The following is a 19,658-nucleotide window of genomic DNA, read 5'->3' on the forward strand; positions in this document are numbered from 1 at the left end:
GCGGGAAACGACGGAGGACGGCAGGCCACCGGCCTGCCGTCCTCTTCCGTGCCGTCCCGTATCGCGGTCAGCGGTCCCCGAGTGCCGCCTCCACCAGCTCGGCCACCCGGTCGGGGCCGGCCTCCTCCAGGCTCTCGAACCCCTCTACGACCTCGTTCTTGCCACCGGTCGCGAGGAACTTCTCCCGTACCAGGTCGCGGTGGCGCGCCCGGGTGTCCGGACCCGCCGCACCGAGCGGGATGTCCCGGCGCACGCAGAAGGACCGGCCGTCCGCGAGGCGCACGGTGACCCGGGCGCCGGTGTGCTTGGTGGCGTACCGGAAGTCCGCCGCGGGAGCGGCGGTGCGGCCGAGCAGGGCGGCCCGGTCCGGGCCCGCGAACGCCCGGAGCCATGCGGGCCCGCGGTCCGCCGCCTGCCGGAGCGCCTCGCCGAACGGGGCTTCGCTGTGCCACAGGTCGCGGGTCATCAGTGGGTCCTCCATCAGCCGCACCCGCTCCGCCAGCCGCCATCGCCGGGAGTCGTCGGTCGCCGGTGCGGTGAAGTCCGCCACGGTGAGGGCGCCCTCGATCAGCGCGGTGGCGACCGCGTACGGGACGGACAGCGGCAGCACGCTCGCCGGCGTACGCGGCCCTTCGTCGTGCGCGCGGGCCAGCCGTTCGGCGTGCATCGTGTAGAAGGAGGTCTCGACGATCACCTCGGTGATGTCCTCGGGGCGCACGGGATCCGCGGCGGACTCCGCCGCGTCCGCCAGCCGCCGGCGGATCTCCAGTGCGCAGTCCACCGCGCTGTCGACGCCGGGGCCGCCGGGGCGGACCTTGAAGGACAGCGTGTCGGTGTGCCACCGGCTGCCGAGCCCGGTCGTCACCGCCTCGGGCAGGGGCACGGCGGCGAACTGGGCCAGGAAGCCCTGCGGGTGTTCGAGGACGTCCGGTGCCGAGGTCACCCCGGCGCCGGCGGCGTCGCACGCGTCCATGGCCATCCGTACGGGCGTGAACGCCGACAGCACGCGGGCCTCGCCGCCGAGGAAACCGTGCATGAGGGTCCACGGCGGCATCGTCAGGGCGAGCCCCAGTGCCCGGGCCCATTCCGGCGCCGCGGCCCCGGTGCCGTGGAGCCGTCCGGCCACCCCGCCGACCAGGCTCGTGTGGGCAGCCGTCTGTCCCCGGAACGGGCCCAGGGTGGCGGCCGCGGTGACCCGTGCCGCGCACTCGTTGGCCGCCACCACCGCTGTGAGGAGCGCTCTGCCGTCCGCACGGCGCTCACGGGCGTAGGCGAGCGGCACCGCCACGGTCGAGTTCGACAGGTGGCCGGCGTACGCGGTGTCGTCCAGGTTCAGCCAGGACCCCAGCCCGGCGAGCACACAGGCCGCCCGCGCGGGATCGGGCTGCAGCGGCCCACCGAAGGCGCGGACGAGCTTGCCGCCGAGCGGATGTGCCAGCCCGGCGCGGATCGCCGCCAATTGGGAGACGAGCTGGCTCTTGGCCAGGTCGGTCACGCGCCGCGGCAGGTCCTCGAACCGCAGCGTGGCCGCCCACCGGGTCAGCTCGCCGAGGAGCGGCTCCGGCGCCTTCATCGCCGGTCCGGCCGGGCCGCGGTGGCGCACAGTACGGGCAGGGCCGCCGGCAGCACGTCGATGGTGCGCCGCGACCCGGCGTCCGGGGCGAGCTCCCCGTCGTGCTCGAAGCACAGTGGCAGTCCATCGGTCCGTTCGAAGGTGACGCTGCGGCCCGTCGCGTACACCACGCCCGGGCGGCCGACGTGCTCCCCGCCGAGCAGCAGCGCGGGAACGTCGCCCGGGTCGGTGTCCGCGCCGACCACGCAGACGTCCAGCAGCCCGTCGTCCAGTTCCGAGTGAGGCAGGACGAGGTAACGCCAGGCGCGGTGCCGGCCGCCGCCGACGTTGGCCAGGACGGTGTCGCCCTTGTGCACCACCACGCCGTCGACCGTGACCCGCCCCGCGTACGGGGAGAACCGGGCGGCCGCGTGTTCCAGCCCGGCCTTCAGCCGGTCCTTGCCGCTCAGCGGGATGTCCCTGGCGCTGCTCAGGACTTCGGCCGTCAGCCCGGCGCCCGCGCCGAGGACGATCAGCTCGCCCGTCTCCCGGACGCGGGCCAGGTCGAGCCGGCTCGGCGCCGGCCGCCCGGCGCCGAGCGCCTGGTCCACCGCGTCCTGCCAGGGCCGCTCGCCCCAGTGCGCGCGGTAGTTGGAGTTGCCGGTGCCGGCCGGGACGATCAGCAGGGCCACCCCGTCGGCCGCCCGGTCGCCGGTCACCATGCCGTTGACGACCTCCAGTACGGTGCCGTCGCCGCCCATCGCGACCACCACGCGCAGGCCCCCGTCGTGCGGGGCCGCCACGTCCATCGCCACCAGCCGCGTCGCGTCCCCGCGGCTCCCCGTGCGCACCACGCGCACGTCGGTGTACCGGGCGCAGCGCTCGGTCACCTCGGTGATCAACGCCTCGGTCACCGCGCCCGCACGGGGATTGGCAATGACGAGACAGCCTTCCAGACGCGGGACGTCGGGGTCCGCCATGGATGCACTCCTGTGGGGTCGTGGGGACTGGCCGCGCAGCAGCATCTCCGGCCCGGCTGACCAGCCCCTGACGGCCGGCTGACGCGCGTTCCGCGCAATCCGTTTCCGTTAAACCCGCATTACTCGACAGGTAATGGACAGCGCGTCCGGCCGGTGCAACGCTGGCCGCGTCCGACCGGCCCGGAGGGAAGAATCCCTCCGGGGTCTTTTCCATGAAAGGAAACCTTCCTTGAGCAACATCACAGGGCTCGTGGACCGGTATGTCTCCGCCTGGAACGAAACGGATCCGGCGCGCCGGGCCGAGGCGGTCCGCGAGATCTGGGCGGAGGCTGCCCTGTACGCCAACAGCAGCCAGGAGTTCCTGGGCCACTCGGGCATCGAAACCGCCATTCGCGAGGCGCAAGAGGAATTCATGGAGAAGGGTTTCAGCTTTGTGCTGAATTCCTATGCGCAGAATCACGATGCCGTGCGCATCACCTGGGACATGGTGCCTTCCTCGGGTGGTGCACCCATCACCCGCGGAACGGAATACCTGATTCTCGACACGGACGGCAAGGTCCGCACCGACCATCAGTTCCCGGAGGAACTCCCGGCTTCCGCATGACCGGTCCCCGTGTTCCGTGACCGCCGGGCCGGGCGGCGGCCGCCCGGCCCGGCGGCATAGTGAGGAGAAACCCAGTGCCCGACCTGGTGACGTTCGACGTGACGAATCCGCTGTTCAAGGCGGACCCCCATGAGTTCTACGCGCGATTGCGCGAAAGCGGCCCCGCACACCGTGTGTACCTTCCGGGATACGGCGACGTCTGGCTCATCACCACCTATGCCGACGCCCGCGCGGTGCTGGCCGACCCCCGGCTCTCCAAGGACCCGGTCAATGTGCCCGAGGCGCTGCGGAAGGCCATGGTGGAGGCGGGCGGGCAGGACAACTTCCAGCTGATGGCCCATATGCTCAACAGCGACCCGCCCGACCACACGCGGTTGCGCAAGCTGGTGGTCAGGGCGTTCACCGCCCGGCGGGTGCGCGAACTGCGGCCCCGCATCCAGGAGATCACCGACGCGCTGCTGGACGAGGTGGTCGCGAAGGGCAGCGCCGACCTGATCGACGACCTGGCCTTCCCGCTGCCGATCACGGTCATCTGCGAACTGCTGGGCGTGCCCACGGCCGACCAGGAGGACTTCCGGCGCTGGACGTCGATCCTGGTCTCCGAGGACGAGGAGCTGCTGCCGCAGTTGCAGGACGCCTTCGACCAGCTGAACGCCTATATGACGGACCTGGTGGGGCGCAAGCACACCGAGCAGGACGACGGGCTGCTGTCGGCCCTGGTGTCGGTGGCGGAGGACGGCGACTCCCTCACCGACGCCGAAGTGGTGTGGATGGCGTTCCTGTTGCTGGTCGCCGGGCACGAGACCACGGTGAACCTGATAGGCAACGGGTTGCTCGCGCTGCTGCGCCATCCCGGTCAGCTCGCCGCGCTGCGTGCCGACGAGTCGCTGCTGCCTGCGGCGGTGGAGGAGATGCTGCGGTACGACGGGCCGGTCGAGACGGCGACGTGGCGGTTCACGACCGGCCCGGTCAAGGTCGGCGACGTCGTGATCCCGTCGGACGAGTCGCTGCTCGTCGTGCTGGCCTCCGCCGATCGCGATCCGGGCCGGTTCCCGGCCCCGGACACCTTCGACATCGGCCGGGCGGACAACCAGCACGTCGCCTTCGGCCACGGCATCCACTACTGCCTGGGGGCTCCGCTGGCACGCCTGGAAGGGCAGGTCGCGATCGGGTCCGTGCTGCGGCGGCTGCCGGATCTGGCCCTCGCCGTGGAGGACGGCGACCTCGAGTGGCGGCTGGGAGTCGTCATGCGGGGGCTGCGGAATCTGCCCGTACGGTTCACCCCGGGCTTCGTGGCCCGCTGAGCCCCCGCCCCGGCGACGGGGCGGCCGCTCATTCCGGCGTCGCCCCGTCCCCGTACCGCGCGGCCATCGCCGCGAGCGTCCGCCGGAGACGATCACGGAGCTCCGGCGGGCCGACCACCTCGGCCTCCGTTCCCATCGACAGCAGCGCGGGGAGCGCCCTTTCGGCGGACTCTATGGGCACGGTCACCCTCGTCCAGCCATCCGCGTCCAGCGGGCCCGCCGAGCGTTCGGCCGCGCGGGCGGCCGCCGGCTCCAGCAGCTGTCCGATGTCCCGCAGCGCGGCGGGCGAGAGCCGCAGGACCACCTTCTCCCGGAACCGGCGCGCGTCGAAGGTGGCCAGATACTCGTGCCAGTGACCGGCCAGGTCGAAGCCCTCAGGGTGCTCGAACGTCTCGTCGAGCGCCTGCAGTTCCAGGATCCTGGACACCCTGTACGTGCGGATTCCGTGGTCGGACCCGGCCACCAGGTACCAGCGGCCCGCCTTGAGCACGACCCCGTAGGGGCAGACGGTGCGCAGCACCTCGTGCGGCGCGGCCCAGCGTTCGTACCGGATGCGTACGGTCTGCTGGTTCCACACCGCGTCGGCCAACGCGGCCAGTTGGGGCGCGTCGTCGGAGTCCTGGTACCAGCCGGGAATGTCGATGTAGACCCGCCGGCGGGACTGTTCGGCGTGCTCGCGCATCTCCGGCGGCAGGGCGGCGCTCACCTTCAGCCGCGCTTCGGCCGCCACGGGGCCGAGTCCCAGGTCCGCCGCGGCCGTGGGCAGTCCGGTCAGGAACAGCGCGCGGGCCTCGTCGGCAGTGAGGCCGGTGAGCCGGGTGCGGTACCCCTTCAGGAGCTGGTAGCCGCCCGCGCGGCCGGCTTCTCCGTACAGCGGGATACCCGAGGCGCTGAGCGACTCCATGTCCCGGTAGACGGTGCGGACGGACACCTCCAGGGTCTCCGCCAGCTCCTGCGCGGTCATCCGCCCGCGCGTCTGAAGCAGCAACAGGATGCTCACCAGCCGACTCGCACGCATGTTTCCAGCCTATGCCGGTTCACTGACACTGGATGTCAGTGAACCGGCTCTAGCCTCACTCCGATTCACTCGACAAAGGATGGAAGACCTCGTCATGACCAGTCCCCAGGCTGTAGTCCGGGCAGCTGACCGACCCTCGTGGGCGCCGTTGGCCGTCGTTCTGATCGGCGGCTTCATCGCCTTCCTGGACTTCTTCATCGTCAACGTCGCCATCCCCTCCATTCAGCACGACCTGGGCGCCGGCGCGCCGGAGACACAGCTGGTCATGGTGGGTTACGGTGCCGCCCTGTGCGTGGGGCTCATCACCGGCGGGCGGATGGGCGACCTCTTCGGCCCCCGCCGGATGTTCCTGACCGGGCTCGCCCTGTTCACCGTCGCCTCGGCGGCCTGCGGGATGGCGCCCTCCATCTGGGTGCTCATCGGCGCCCGCATCGTCCAGGGGCTCGCCTCGGCCCTGCTGGCGCCGCAGGTGCTCGCCATCGTGGGCCACGTCTACACCGGTGCGGCCCGGGCCCGCGCCTTCGGTGCCTACGGGCTGATGCTGGGCCTGTCCGGCTTGTGCGGACAGCTCATCGGCGGCGTGCTGATCGCCCTGAACGTCGGCGGGCTGGACTGGCGGACCATCTTCCTGATCAACCTTCCGATCGGCGCGGTCATCCTCGTACTGACGCCGAAGACGATCCCCGACATCCGCCCGGGTGCCGGTGCCCGGCTCGATCTGGCCGGCGCCGCGCTGGGCACGGTGAGCCTGGCCGCGGTGATGCTGCCGCTGCTGGAGGGCCGGGAGCAGGGCTGGCCGCTGTGGGCGTGGGTGTCGCTGATCGCGGCCGTACCGCTGTTCGCGCTGTTCATCACGCACCAGCGGCGGCTGGCAGCGCGGGACGCCGCGCCGCTGATCAACCCCGGGCTGTTCCGCAGCCGAGGCTTCACCTTCGGCGTCACGGCCTACTGCGTCTACTTCATGTCCATGGGCTCGTTCTTCCTGCTCTTCGCGATCTACATGCAGGAGGGCAAGGGCCTGGGCGCCCTGGCTTCGGGCCTGCTTTTCACCACCATGAGCGTCGGGTTCTTCGGTTCTTCGTTCCTCGCCACGCGGATCGCCGCCCGGATCGGCAACCAGGTCATCGCCGTGGGCGCCGGGCTGGTCGCCATCGGATACACGGTGGTGGCGGTGATCGTCGCACAGCTCGGTACCGTCGGTGCACCCGGCTGGGTCGCCCCCGGCCTGCTGATCGCCGGTTTCGGCATGGGCCTGGTCGCCGCGCCGCTGCCGGCCGCGGCCATGGCGGACGTCGACCCCCAGCACGCCTCCGCGGCTTCCGGTGTGCTGTCCACCGCGATGGAGGGCGGCGCGGCCCTGGGCACCTCCCTCGTCGGCCTGGTCTTCTTCGGCGTCCTCGGCGACTCGCCGGTGTCGCAGGACTACCCCCGGGCCTTCTACCTCAGCATCGCGCTCATCGTCGTCTTCCCGGTCGTCGCCGCCCTGCTCGTGCAGGCGCTGCCCAAGCCGGCCGCGGACCCGGCTCCCGAGAGCAGCGGCGCGGACACCAGTGTGGGGGAGCCCGTCGCCGGGCACTGAACCGGCGGCTGCCCCATGAGAATCCGGGCTTCACCACCCGCGACCCGGTGGTGAAGCCCGGAGCTTTTTCTTGCCGGCCCGCGGCTACCAGGTGACCGGCAGCGAATCCAGCCCGTGGAAGACGGTTCCCTGACGGAACAGCCCGTCCGCTTCGTCGACGGCCAGCTCCAGAGTGGGAAGACGGCCGAACAGGGACGTCAGGGCGAGTTCCATCTCCAGCCGGGCCAGCGGCGCGCCCAGGCAGTAGTGCGGGCCGAGCCCCCACTGGAGGTGCGCGCCGGTGTCCCGGTCGACATCGATGACCGCGGGGTCCGAGAAGACCGACTCGTCGTGGTTGGCTGCGGGAATGGAGATCACCACCGCCTCTCCCTTGTGCACGGTGACGCCGCCGAGGTCCAGGTCCTCCAGGGCCACCCGGAGGATGGCGTCCTGCGACAGCGACCAGAACCGCATCGACTCCTCGACATATCGGGGAATCAGTTCGCCGGGATCGGCCATGACACGGGCCCGCAGCGCGGAGTCCCGCAGCATGCTGAGGACGCTCAGGGCGATCTGATTCGTCGTGGTCTCGTGGCCGGCGACGAGGACCAGCCGGGCGATGCCCACGATCTCGTCCCGGGTGATCTCCCCGGCCGCCGCCCGCACGGCCAGCCGGCCGATCAGGTCCTCGCCGGGCTCCCGGATGCTCCGGTCGGCCATGTCCTCCAGGTACCGCGTCATCTCCAGGAACGCCGCGTAGGATTCCTCCGGATTTCCCTGGGAGAGGGCACCGCGGGTCTTGTCCGTGAAGAACTCGGAGTCCTCGTCGGGCACTCCCAGCACCCGGGCGATGACCAGCGTCGGCAGCCGCATGGAGAAGACGTCGTGCAGGTCCGCCGGGCGTGGCAGCGCCTGGAGTTCGTCGAGGAGTTCATCGACCAGCCGCTGGATCGCGGGACGCATCGTCCGCACCCGACGGGCGGTGAACTCGGACGCGATCATGCCGCGCAGCCTGCTGTGCTCGGGGTCGTCCATGCGCAGGAAGGAACTCGGCCGACCGCCCGGCGGTACCTGGAGCCGGACGGGGGCGCCGGGGGCGAGTTCGTCGGCGCTCAGCCGCGGATCCTTGAGAGCCTGGTGGACGTCCGGGTAGCGGGTCACCAGCCAGGCGAGCTGCGTTCCCACCGCACCGGCCGGTAGCCGGATCGCGCTGGGCGGCCGCTGTCGCAGCTTGGCCAGGACCGGCGCGGGACAGCCGTCATGGGTGCGGGCGAAGGGCCAGTCGAGGACGTCCTCTTGTGCGTCGAGCGTCATTCGTACCTCGCTTGTCCAATGAGATGTGCGCGGGCATTGCCTCGGCATCCACTATTGGCGGGCATGCTGACGCACGGCTGACCCGTATCTGACACACGACTGACCCGGCCGGCGACAAGCGCACGGCCGGGCCGGAAGAGGGGTGGATCAGCGCGGCAGGCCCACGTACTCACCCATGGACGCCGCCGCGTGGTCGAAGAACGCGACGGGGTCGGCCGCCACACCGGCGATGTGCCCGTACACCGCGAAGCCGGTCATGCCCAGCAGCTGGGTCCAGGCGATGTTCATCCGCGCGATGACAATGTCCGGAAGCCCCGCCGAGATGCTGGAGGACAGGATCTCGACGTTGCGCCGCATGCCCTCGTCGAGCGGCGGGGTGAGGGCGTGCTCCCGCAGCGCCTCGGACTTGACGGCCTCCCGCACGATGCCGATCAGTGCGACGGGCGTCCGCCCGCCGGCCGCCATGGTTTCGGGCGGCGCGTCGTAACCGCTGAGCGGCGGCCCCCAGACGAGCGCGAACTGCCGGGGTTCGGCCACGGCCCAGGCACGCACGCCGCGGCACACCCCGACCCACCTTCCGAGCAGGCCGGCACCGCTCTCCTCGGCCTGGCGCGCGCCGTGTTCGGCGCTGTCCCCCATCGCGTCGTAGGCGTCGAGGATGAGCGCCGTCAGTAACTCGTCACGGCTCGGGAAACGCTTCTCGGCCTGCGCGGGATCGATGCCCAGCCGCTTCGCCAGATCCGGCACCGACAGGTCGTCGCCGCCGTGCCGTGATACGTCCCGCATCGCCTCCTGCTTGATCCGGTCTGCGATCTCGTCACGGCCGTTCTCGGCGTGAACCTCGGACTGCATGTCGGGGGAACCTCCTGGTACCACTCGTCTGTTGCTCGCCCTCACGTTGTCAGCTCCGGCCATGGCTGTCGATTACGTCGTGGGTAAGGACGGCTGTGCGGCTTCACGGGAGGCCATCTCCCGCAAAGCCGCACAGCCGTCCGCCCGGCCGTCGCTCCGGCGCTCAGCCGCGGCTCCCCGCGAGCCGGTAGAGGTGGCGGGTGAAGTCCGAGGTGACCGCCAGCGCGTGCTTGTCGATGAAGAAGTGGCCGCCGGAGAACTCACTGTGTCCCAGGTACTGCGGGCTGCGCGGCACCCAGGAGGCGAAGGCGTCGTCCTCCTCCATCAGTGGGTCGGACTTGCCTCCGTAGGACACCAGCGGGCAGGGCACCTCTGCGCCCTCGTCGACGCGCTGCGCAGCGACCGAGAGGTCGGCCCGCAGCGCCGGGATGACCATCTGCAGCATCTCGGGGTTGTCGTAGATCTCGGCAGGGAAGGAGCCCAGCTTCTTGATCCAGCCGACCAGCTCCTCCTGCGGCATGCCGATGTGTTCCTTGGTGGGGTTGAAGAACCCCTCCGGCGCCCAGCCGGACATCCCCAGCAGCAGGGGCCCCGTGATGCCGTCGTCGTTCATGCGCACCGACAGGTGGTACGCCAGCTGAGCCCCGAGGCAGTGCCCGAAGAAGGCGAACGGGCGGTCGTCGCATTCGGCGACCACGGCCTCGTAGAGCCCGTCCAGCAGCGGCTCCCACTCGGTGTAGGCCACCTCCTCACGGCGCTCCTGGCGGCCGGGCAGCGTCACCGCCTGCGCGCCGATGTCGGACGGCAGCAGGTCCGCCCAGTCACGGTAGATGATCGCCCCGCTGCCCGCGTGCGGGAAGAGGAACAGCCTGATCTCGGCCTCCGGCCCCAGCTCGCCGGGCTGGAACCAATGTCCGGGGGCGGACACCTTCTTGGCGATGGATTCCTTCACCGTTGTCCCCTCGGGGTGACGTAGGAATGATGCGTCGGACGCGATTGACGCGTCTGATGTGGTCGTCTTCGTTGTCAGCCGCGTACCGCGGGCAGCACCGTCTCGGCGATCTCCTTGAGCCGGGACTCCGGGTGGAGCGACCCGATGCGCAGCACCACATGCCGCGCACCGGCCCGCACATAGCCCGCCAGCCATTCCGCGCACTCCTCGGCGCTCCCCCAGGCGTACGCCTGCAGGGCTGACATCTGCTCCAACGAGCGGCCGTAATAGTGCCGCAGGTAGTCGTCCAGCTCCCGGCGCGCCCGCTCCCGGTCGTCGTCGACGGTGATCGTGGCATAGAGCGCCGGGGTCACCGCGTCCGCAGGCCGTCCGGCCGCCTCGCTCAGCCCGCGAATCCGCTGCCAGGCACGGCCGTACGCGCCCGCCGTGGGCAGGAACGGCAGCCAGCCGTCGTACATCCGGGCGACCCGCTCCAGCACCCGGGGCGTGTCGCTGCCCGCCAGCCACAAGGGTGGCCCTCCCGGCCTGTGCGGCACGGGCAGCCGGTCGAGCCCCTCGGCCTGCCAGCGCCGTCCGGTGAAGCCGGTCGGCGCGCCGTCCTGGGTGCTGCGCCACGCGCCGCGCCACAAGGCCGCGGTCTCGTCCAGCCTCCCCGCCCGGCCCTGGAAGGGCACGCCGGCGGCGGCGAACTCCGCCTCGGACTCGGGGACGGGGAAGCCGGCGCCGAGGCCGAGTACCAGCCTGGAGCCGCACACCTGGTCCAGGCAGGCGATCATGTTCGCGCCGATCAGCGGAGGGCGCAGCGCGGCCGTGAGGGCGGCGGTGCCGAGGGTGACCCGGCTCGTCGCCGCCCCGACCGCGGACAACAGGACGAGGGGGTCCAGCCGGGGCCGCGCGGTGAGCGAGTCGCCCGCCCACACCGAGTCGAACCCGAGCAGTTCGGCTTGGCGCGCGAACTCCAGCAGCGGTTCCGCGGCGAAGTCCCCTCTGATCGCCTGCTCCCTGGTGGGAAGCAGGACGCCGACACTCAAGTCTCCAGAGGAGGGCCCGTTGGCCATGGGAGAGTTCCTTCCGGATCAGAGGGTGGTGGTCGCCGTGCGCAGTTCCTCGCGTACGGCCCGGCGGAGGATCTTGCCGGCCGGGTTGCGCTCCAGGGCGTCCACGAAGTGGAAGGCGGTGGGAATCTTGTAGTCGGCCAGCCGGCCGCGCAGGAAGAGCAGCAGCTCGCGCGGGGTGACCGTGGCGTCCGGCCGCGTCACGACACAGGCGTGCACGGCCTCCCCCCACTGCGGGTGGGGCATCCCGACCACCGCTGTGTCGGCCACCGCCGGATGCTCGGCGAGCTGCGTCTCCACCTCGGCTGGGTAGATGTTCTGCCCGGCCACGATGATCGTGTCGTTGATCCGGTCGCACAGGAACAGGTGCCCGGACTCGTCGAGATAGCCCGCGTCCCCCATGAGCAGCCAGCCGTCCACGAGGGTTTCCCGGGAGGCGTCCGGCAGGTTCCAGTATCCGAGCATGGCGGCCGGAGTACGGACGCACACCTGGCCTATACGGCCGGGCGGCAGCGTCGCGCCCTGCTCGTCGATCACCTTCAGCTCGTTCCCGGGACATACCAGCCCGGCCGAGCGCAGCAGCGGGCTGCCCGGCCGGTGTTCGTCCGGCGGCAGGCACACCGCCACGCTGGCGGTCTCCGTACTGGCGTAGATCTGCGCGAACGCACAGCGGTACACCTCCATGCAGCGGGCGAGCAGGTTCTCGCTGATCGGTGCCCCGCCGTAAGCGATCTTGCGCATCGACTGGAACGCGTCCGGCCCGGCCCCGTCCTCGTCGAGCATCATCTGCAGCATGGCCGGCGCGGCGAAGGTGATGGTCACTCCGTGCTCCCTGATGAGCCGAACCGCCTCCTGCGGGATGAACGCGCGCATCACCACGTTGGTCAGCCCGGCGTTGAAGCCGTGCATGAACCAGCCGATGCCGGCCGTCCCCAGTCCGGGCAGCGAGATGAGACTGACGTCGTCCGGGAGCCAGTCGATCCAGTCCACGCCGGCGACGGCGAACTGTTCCGGCAGGGTGAAGAAGCTGCGGTGCGGGATGACCGCGCCCTTGGGCTTGCCGGTGGTGCCGCTGGTGTAGATCTGTACGACGGCGTCGTCCGGGTCCGCGCCGAGGTCGATGTCGGTGCCGGGCGAGCCGGCCCACCACTCCCGCAGGCCCGCGCCCGGGTCGGGGTCACCGGCCCGGTCGGTGGTGACCACGCGGAGCCGTCCGGGCAGCTCCGCTCCCACGCGCTCGGCCAGGCCGCGGAACTCCTCGTCGACGAAGAGGAGTTCCGCGCCGGAATCGCGCAGGATGTGGTCGATCTCGCCGGTGGTCAGCCGCCAGTTGACGGGTACCAGGACGGCTCCGGCCTTGGCGCAGCCGAGGACTGCGGTGTAGTAGTACTCCGACTCCCGGCCGAGGTAGGCCACCCGCGTGCCCCGGCCCACTCCGGCCGCCCGCAACGCGTGCGCGAGGTGGTTGCTCACGCGGTGCAGCTCCCCATAGGTGACCTGGCGGTCCTCGCAGCGGATCGCGACATGACCGGCGCGGGCCCGGGAGTGCGCCGCGGACGTCGCGACCAGGGTCCAGTCCCTCGCTACGCTCACTCTCTCCTCCAGAAGCTCGTGGGCCCGTGGGTTCGGTGGGCCTTTGGGTTCCATGGGCGGGCGGGCCCCGTAGGGACAGGCGCCGGTACTCATCCGGTCACCGGTGCGGCTGCCATGAGCCGGCTGTCGAGGAATTCGGCCAGTTCCTGGGGCGTGGGATGGTCGAAGGTCAGGGTGGCCGGCAGCGCGATCCGGAAGGCCTTCTCCAGACCGGTCCGCAGGTCCAGGGCCATCAAGGAATCCAGCCCGAGTGCCACGAACTCGGTGCCGGCATCCATGTGCTCCTCGTCCTCCGCGTGCAGCGCGACGGCGAGGAACTCCAGCACCATCCGCCTGATCGTCAGCTTCCGCTCACTCTCCGGATTGGCCAGCAGCGCGTTCACGTCGAAGCCGTTGTCCTCCCGCGTACGGGCGCGGACCAGCCTGGAGTACAGGGCGTTGTCGAGCATGCTGGGCGCGACATAGCGGTCCCAGTCGAACTCGCCGGCCACCCGTTGGGCCGCCGGACCCGCCAGCAGCCGTTCCAGCGTCCGCAGGGCCCGCACGGGCGAGAAGAACCGGACGCCGCTGCGCCGCAGTTCTCGACCGAGGTTCTCCTCCAGCCGGGCCGACATGCCGACCCGGCCCCACGCGCCCCAGTTCACCGCCAGGGCGGGCAGACCGGACCGGGCGCGCCAGGCCACCAGGCCGTCCAGGAAGGCGAAGGCGGCGGCGTAGTGGGCCTGGGTGGCGCCGCCCAGCACCGAGGCGATCGAGGAATGGACAACGAAGAAGTCGAGCTCGGGGAAGTCCAGGCTCGCCTCGTGCAGCAGCCAGCCACCGTATGCCTGCGCACGCAACTGCTCGTCGACGGCCTCCCAGGTCAAGGAGCCGATCAGCGACTTTCCCGCGGCGCCGGCCGCGTGCACGATGCCGCCCACGGGCACGGCGGCGTCCCGGAGCCCGGCCGTCAGCCGCGCCACGTCTTCGGCGGAGCCGAGGTCGGCCCGCGCGAGGGTCACCTCGGCACGCTCGGACAGCGCCGCGAGCAGCTCGGCGGCTTCTGGGGTCGGCTGCCCGCTGCGGCTGACCAGGACCAGGTGGCGGGCGCCGAGATCCACCAGCTTCTCGGCCGTTACCAGGCCGAGCCCGCCCAGGCCGCCGGAGACCAGATAGGTGCGGTCGGGCCGGACCACAGGGGCCGGGCTCCCGGTCGGACGCGGACCGGCCGTGGCCGTCGACGCGGACGGCTCGGGTGCGAGGGACACCACGACCCGCGCACCGGAGGTCCCACGGCGCACCGCCTCCAAGGCCTCCCCCACCTCGTCCACTCCGTACACGTCGACGTCCGGCGTGGCCGGGCCGTCGCTGTCCGCCATTCCGGCGGCGCCGGCCAGCTCCGTCAGGCAGATGTCGCCCGGCGCGGGCGAGACCGCGTCCGACGGCACGGTGACCGTCCGCCGCAGCGTGCCGTGGTGGCGTGCCACCACGCGGTCGCCGACGGCCCACCGCGCGACCCCGTCGCCCACCGCGAGGACCGTGCCGGTGCAGCTGGTACCCGGTACGCCCGGTTCCGTCAGGTCCCGGCCGGTCAGGCCGACCGCGTGCACCAGCACCTGGACGTGGCCGGCCGCAGGAGCGATGTCCTCCGCGGGGACCGGCACAAGCTCCGCCACATCGGTGCGGGTCCCGCCCTGTCGCGAGGCGCCGTCGTCCTGGCCGTACTGCTCCCCGTCCGCGCCGTCGCCCCCGGTCCGGACCTCGAAGCCGCCCTGCCACGCCGGGGTCCGCTCCCCCGTCAGCAGACGGCGTACATGGCGCCGCACGCCCCGGTAGGCCACCTGGTACTCACCGGTGTCCTGCGCCAGCCACTCGTCGAACAGAACGTCCGGGTCGGTGTCCCGCCCGGTGTCGACCAGCGTGGCGCGATGCTGCGGATACTCGTTGAGCAACACGTGACCGAAGCCCCACAGCGTCGCCGCGACCAGTTGCTCACCGGTGCCCGGCACGTCGCCGGGCAGCCACTGGCCCCGCTCGGTCACCAGCCACAGCCGTGGTGACCGCCCCTGCTCCCCGCCTGACAGCGCGGCCACCAGTGCCAGCAGGTCCCGGTAGTTGCGCTCGCATTCCGCCCGCAGCCTCCCGGCGGACATCGGCGTGTCGTCCGCGTGCCAGAGCCAGCACACATCGGTCACGGAGGTGTCCTCGAGCGCGGCGGGCAGCTCCTGGACCGAGCCGACGGGCGACAGCCGTACACCGCGCTCGGCGGCCCGTTCCCCCGCCGCTGTCAGCCACTCACGCCGGTCCCCCAGGACCAGCACATGACGCGTCGCCTGCTCCGCTCCCCGTGCCGGGCTCCGGCGCAGCCAGACCGGCCGGTGCAGGAACGGCGTGGGCGCCGGGCGGCCGACCGGTGCCAGCCGCACGCCGGTCAGCTCGGCCACGGGCAGCCCGCCCTCCAGGAGCAGCAGGTCGGCCGACCGCCGGGCGGGCCCGTCGGCGGCCACCCGAGCCACGATGCGCAGGTCCCGGCTACGCGGCTTTTTGAACAGCCGTACGGTGCCGAAGCCGACCGGCGCGAAGGCGGGACTGTCCTCGTCAAGCGCCGCTGTCGCTTGCAGGGCGCTCTCCAGGACCTCGACGGGCAGCTGCTCGACGGGGTGCGCCCGCCGGGCGGACAGGGTCGCGGTGAGCACGCCGCCGGGGTGTCTCGTGACGCCGGTGAGCAGCCGGAACGCCTCTCCGTACACCCGCCCCACCGAGGCGAGATCGGTGTACACGTCGTCCTGGCCGGCCCGCTCGGCGGCCTCGCCGGGGGCACCGGCGAGCGCGTCCAGACCGGTCACCGGCCCGCCGCCCGGGGCCCCGTCGTCCAGTACGGCGGTGGCGTGCCGGACTTCGTCCGTCGTGGGCCCGCTGACCACCTCGACGTCGGCGCCGCCGCCGGGCCGTCCGCGCAGCCGGGTACGTACCTCCACCGCGGCGTCCTCGGGCAGCGTGAGGGGGTGGTCCAGGCGCAGGTCGCGTATGACGCCCTGGGTGTGGCCGTACACCGCGTCCTGCGCGGCCAGCAGGAGTTCGACGTATGCCGCGGCGGGCAGCAGGGCGTTGCCCTCGGGGTCCGTGTGGTCGGCCGACCAGGCGGGGCTGCCCGGTGCCAGGACGGCGCTGAACTCCCGGGTCCACTCCGGGGCGTCCGCCGTGTCGTGGCCCGTCGGCAGGCCGGGGCCGCCGTCCCGGTCCTCCGACGACTCCTGGCCGAGGAGCGGGTGCGTGGCCGGGCCCTGTCGCGCCACGCCGCCGGCCGGACCGCCGGCGCCGTCCAGCGGCAGCCAGTAGCGGCGGCGTTGGAACGCGTACTCGGGCAGGGTGACGCGCGGAAGCTCACGTCCCGCGTGCACACCCGGCCAGTCCACCGAGATACCGGCGGTGTAGAGGTCCGCCAGGCCGTGCAGGATCGCGTCCGTGCCCTGGCCGCGACGGCGCAGGCTGGCAGCCCAATGGTGCTCGTCGGTCAGGCACTGCTTGGCCAGTGCCGTCAGTGCTGCCGACGGCCCCAGCTCGACGAAGGCATGCCGGCCGCGCTTCTCGATCGCCCGGACGCCCTCCATGAAGAGCACCGGCTCTCCGATGTGCCGCACCCAATACTCGGGCGTGCCGATCTCGCGGAAGGCGGCGACCTTGCCGGTGACGTTGGAGACCAGCGGAAGGGACGGTTCGTTGAAGGAGATCCCGTCGAGCGCGGCCCGGAACTCGTCGAACACCTCGTGCATCAGCGGCGAGTGGAAGGCGTGCGAAACGGAGAGCGGTTCGACTCGCAGGCCGCGCTCTCGCAGCCGCCCGACCAGCTTGTCCAGCGGCTCCTGGGCACCGGAGACCACACACTGGCCGGGGGCGTTGACCGCCGCCATGGCGAGCTCGGGCGACTCTTCGAGCAGCGGCTCGACCTCGTCCGCCGGCGCGTGGACAGCGGCCATGCCACCCGCCGTCCGCACCGACTGCATCAGCCGGGCCCGGACGGCCACCAGTTTCACCGCGTCCGGGAGCGAGAACAGCCCGGCCACCGCGGCCGCGACGACCTCGCCGATGCTGTGCCCGATGAGCACGTTGGGCCGCATGCCCCAGGACATCCACAGCTTCGCCAGGCCGTATTCGAGGGTGAACAGCGCCGGCTGGGTGTATTCCGTACGATCTATCAGCGTGGCGTCGTCGGCCGTGCCGAGCAGCAGGTCACGTACCGAGATGTCCAGGTACTCCGCGAACATCCGGTCGCACGTGTCGACGCTTTCGCGGAACACCGGGAACCGCTCGTACAGGGCGGCGCCCATACCGCTGTACTGAGTGCCCTGCCCGCTGAAGAGGAACGCGACGCGACGTGTCTTGCCGGCGGAGGGTGGCTCGTCCTTGGCCAGCTGGGCCTTGAGCAGCCCGGACAGTCCGCCCAGATCCTTGACCACGCCCGAGAGACGATGGGAGAAATGCGCCCGCCCCAAGTTGGCCGTGTAGCACAGCCGCTCGATGTCAATGTCGGGATCGTCGGCCAGGAATTCCTGGTAACGCTCGACCTGGCGGCGCAGCGCCGCGGCGTTCTTGCCGGACACGGTGAACACCGCCGACGGCCGTTCGACGTCGGTGCCCTGCTCACCGGCTGCGTCCTCGCCCCCGCCGGTCGGCGCACGGTGCGGCGCCTCCTCCAGGACGACCGCGGAAATCGTGCCCGCGAATCCGAAGCTGTTCACCACTGCCCGCCGCGTGTCGTCGCCCGGCCACGGGGTGCACTCGGTCGGCACCCGGACGGGGTAGGTGTCCCACGGGATGCGGGCGGAGGGTGTGGTCAGGTTCAGGTGCGGGTAGATCGTGCCGGAGCGCAGTTGCAGGACCGTCTTGATCACGCCGACGACGCCGGACGCCGGCTCCATGTGCCCCAGATTGGTCTTCACTGAACCGACCATCAGCGGATTCTCACGGGTGTGCGACTCCGCGAAGACATCGTTGATGGCGCCCAGTTCGATCGGGTCGCCCACCGGGGTACCGGTTCCGTGCGCCTCCACATACTGGATGTCGCCCGGTGCCAGCCGCGCCGCGCCCAGGGCACGGCGGATCACCAACTCCTGAGCGGGGCCGTTGGGCACGGTCAGCCCGGCACTGTCCCCGTCCTGGCCGATGGCGGTGCCACGGACCAGGGCCAGCACGGAGTCACCGTCACGTTCGGCGTCCGAGAGCCGCTTGAGCACCAGCATCCCGCAGCCCTCGGCCCGTGTATAACCGTCAGCGGCGTCGTCGAACGTCTTGCACTGACCGTCAGCCGCGAGCATCTGGCCGTGGGAGAACATCACCATGATGCGAGGGTGGTGCAGAGCGTTCACGCCGCCGCACAGGGCGATGTCGCACTCCCCCTGACGCAGTCCCTGCACCGCCATGTGCAGTGCGCTGAGCGAGGAGGAACACGCCGTGTCCACGCTGACGCTGGGACCACGCCAGCCGAGGAAATACGACAACCTGCCGGACAGCGGGAACATCGTGATGCCGGATGCCAGATGACCGTCGAGTTCCTCATAGGGCAGCCCGTCGATCTCCAGCGCGTAATCGATGGAACTCGCTCCGACGTACACGCCTCCGTTCCCGCGCCGCAATGGGGTGGGATCGATGCTGGCGTTCTCCAGCGCATGCCAGGCCGTCTCCAGGACCAGGCGCTGTTGGGGGTCGATGTACTGGGCTTCTTTGGGCGAGATATTAAAGAAAGGGGCGTCGAAGAGGTCAATGCGGTCGAGGAAACCACCGCCTGCCGTATGAATCTTCCCCTTCTCGTCGGCACTCGCCGGGGTGAATACGGAGGCGTCCCAGCGGTCCTCGGGAAGCGCCCGGATTCCCGAGCGTCCCGCTCGCAGGAATTCGTCGAACTCATCGAGCGACTCGGATCCGCCGGGAAAGCGCAGCCCGATGCCGACAATCGCGATCGGTTCGTACTTCTCTCGTAACAGCGTCTCGACGGTGTTCCCTGCGGGCGTCGCCACGGACTCACTCGGCATCCGCGCGCCTCCTGTCCTAGTCCTCGTCATGGGGCGTCAGGGCATTGCGGGGGTCATGGACGGCTGTTCGCGGACCGGGCCGGACCGGACGGGGCAGCGGCCAGATACTCGACGAGCCGGCCGACCGTCGGTTCGTTGAACAGCACTGTCGCGTCGATGGCCACCCCGAGCAGGTCTTCCAGGCGTTTCCTCATCGCGCCGAGCGCGAGCGAGGTGAGACCGAGGTCGAAGAAACTCGTGTCCAACTCCAGCTCCTCGTCCTCGCCCATCAGCAAGGCTTCTTTGAACTGGGTGACGACCTTCTCCTCCAACGCATCGCGACGCTCGACCCACGACAGCTCGCGCGGGGGCCCACCATCAGGCAGGGAATCAACCATCTCCGTTCCGCCCCTTCGCGTAGGGAACAGGGGCACGTTTCCGGTGCCGCCCGATGTCCCACCCGATACAAACAGTGCGGCCTGACGCGCCCCTGACCGAGCGCTGATGCCGCCCACCGGCCCCCACACCGCCGGATCCGGTTTCGCACTTCCGGGTCCGGGGACCCTGGAGGCACCGACGCGAGCTGCTCCTGGAGCGAATTTCTTATGCCGATTCCGATGAGGCGGAATTCCATCCCGCACAACGCCGGGGTCCGACGCCGCGACGGCAGGCGGGCAGGCGGGCGACGGAATTCAAGGGCCTCCCGGCCGCGACGTACTGGGCCTCACGGCCCTACCTGGAGAGACTCGGGGCCGTACCGGCGCCCGGCCTGTTCGGCGCCATCGGGTGCGACCCTCACCCGCCGTTCGACACAGGCAGCCCGGAGAAGGCGGATGACGCGACGCGGCGGCCGGCGCTGAAGCCGGTCGAGGGTCACTGGGCAGTGTCT

At 71.3% G+C, this 19,658-nt stretch carries 13 protein-coding genes; 3 read left to right on the top strand and 10 right to left on the bottom strand.

Features of this window, described 5'->3' with window-relative positions:
- Positions 1-67 precede the first annotated feature (67 nt).
- Complete coding sequence (locus tag AB0E98_RS27900; protein WP_361707773.1) at positions 68-1,573, bottom strand: MmgE/PrpD family protein; 1,506 nt, start codon at positions 1,571-1,573, stop codon at positions 68-70.
- A complete protein-coding gene (locus AB0E98_RS27905) occupies positions 1,570-2,532 on the bottom strand; it encodes a diacylglycerol kinase family protein (RefSeq protein ID WP_361707776.1) in 963 nt (320 codons plus the stop codon). The genes AB0E98_RS27900 and AB0E98_RS27905 overlap by 4 nt, the downstream gene beginning before the upstream one ends.
- Positions 2,533-2,761: 229 nt before the next feature.
- On the opposite strand from AB0E98_RS27905, the gene AB0E98_RS27910 reads away from it, so the two are divergent.
- Both AB0E98_RS27910 and AB0E98_RS27915 read left to right on the top strand, forming a co-directional pair.
- Positions 2,762-3,136, top strand: coding sequence for a nuclear transport factor 2 family protein (locus AB0E98_RS27910; RefSeq protein ID WP_361707779.1), 375 nt, complete (start codon positions 2,762-2,764; stop codon positions 3,134-3,136).
- Positions 3,137-3,210: 74 nt separating this feature from the next.
- Positions 3,211-4,440, top strand: coding sequence for a cytochrome P450 (locus AB0E98_RS27915; protein WP_361707782.1), 1,230 nt, complete (start codon positions 3,211-3,213; stop codon positions 4,438-4,440).
- Between the two features lie 28 nt (positions 4,441-4,468).
- On the opposite strand, the gene AB0E98_RS27920 is transcribed toward AB0E98_RS27915, so the two are convergent.
- Positions 4,469-5,458, bottom strand: coding sequence for a YafY family protein (locus tag AB0E98_RS27920; protein ID WP_361707784.1), 990 nt, complete (start codon positions 5,456-5,458; stop codon positions 4,469-4,471).
- Positions 5,459-5,606: 148 nt separating this feature from the next.
- Here AB0E98_RS27920 and AB0E98_RS27925 point away from each other — a divergent pair, with 148 nt between their 5' ends.
- Positions 5,607-7,037: an MFS transporter gene (locus AB0E98_RS27925; RefSeq protein WP_361707786.1), complete on the top strand. Its 1,431-nt coding sequence runs from the start codon at positions 5,607-5,609 to the stop codon at positions 7,035-7,037.
- Positions 7,038-7,121: 84 nt separating this feature from the next.
- Here the strand turns inward: AB0E98_RS27925 and AB0E98_RS27930 are convergent, their stop codons facing one another.
- The 7 genes from AB0E98_RS27930 to AB0E98_RS27960 form a co-directional block, all read right to left on the bottom strand.
- A complete protein-coding gene (locus AB0E98_RS27930; RefSeq protein ID WP_361707788.1) occupies positions 7,122-8,330 on the bottom strand; it encodes a cytochrome P450 in 1,209 nt (402 codons plus the stop codon).
- A 147-nt stretch (positions 8,331-8,477) separates the two neighbouring features.
- Positions 8,478-9,182 (bottom strand): TetR/AcrR family transcriptional regulator, encoded by a 705-nt coding sequence (locus tag AB0E98_RS27935; RefSeq protein ID WP_361707791.1) that lies wholly within the window; start codon positions 9,180-9,182, stop codon positions 8,478-8,480.
- 163 nt (positions 9,183-9,345) lie between these two features.
- Positions 9,346-10,134, bottom strand: coding sequence for an alpha/beta fold hydrolase (locus AB0E98_RS27940; protein WP_361707794.1), 789 nt, complete (start codon positions 10,132-10,134; stop codon positions 9,346-9,348).
- A 74-nt stretch (positions 10,135-10,208) separates the two neighbouring features.
- The gene (locus AB0E98_RS27945; RefSeq protein WP_361707796.1) at positions 10,209-11,192 is read right to left on the bottom strand and encodes an LLM class flavin-dependent oxidoreductase; all 984 of its coding nucleotides are present in this window, start codon (positions 11,190-11,192) and stop codon (positions 10,209-10,211) included.
- Positions 11,193-11,210: 18 nt separating this feature from the next.
- Positions 11,211-12,782, bottom strand: a complete 1,572-nt coding sequence (locus AB0E98_RS27950) for a long-chain-fatty-acid--CoA ligase (RefSeq protein WP_361707797.1) — start codon at positions 12,780-12,782, stop codon at positions 11,211-11,213.
- An 89-nt stretch (positions 12,783-12,871) separates the two neighbouring features.
- The gene (locus AB0E98_RS27955; RefSeq protein WP_361707800.1) at positions 12,872-18,790 is read right to left on the bottom strand and encodes an SDR family NAD(P)-dependent oxidoreductase; all 5,919 of its coding nucleotides are present in this window, start codon (positions 18,788-18,790) and stop codon (positions 12,872-12,874) included.
- 53 nt (positions 18,791-18,843) lie between these two features.
- The gene (locus tag AB0E98_RS27960) at positions 18,844-19,167 is read right to left on the bottom strand and encodes an acyl carrier protein (RefSeq protein WP_361707802.1); all 324 of its coding nucleotides are present in this window, start codon (positions 19,165-19,167) and stop codon (positions 18,844-18,846) included.
- Positions 19,168-19,658 lie beyond the last annotated feature (491 nt).

This window comes from Streptomyces sp. NPDC037389 (assembly GCF_040636475.1).
Taxonomy (GTDB): Bacteria; Actinomycetota; Actinomycetes; order Streptomycetales; family Streptomycetaceae; genus Streptomyces; species Streptomyces hesseae.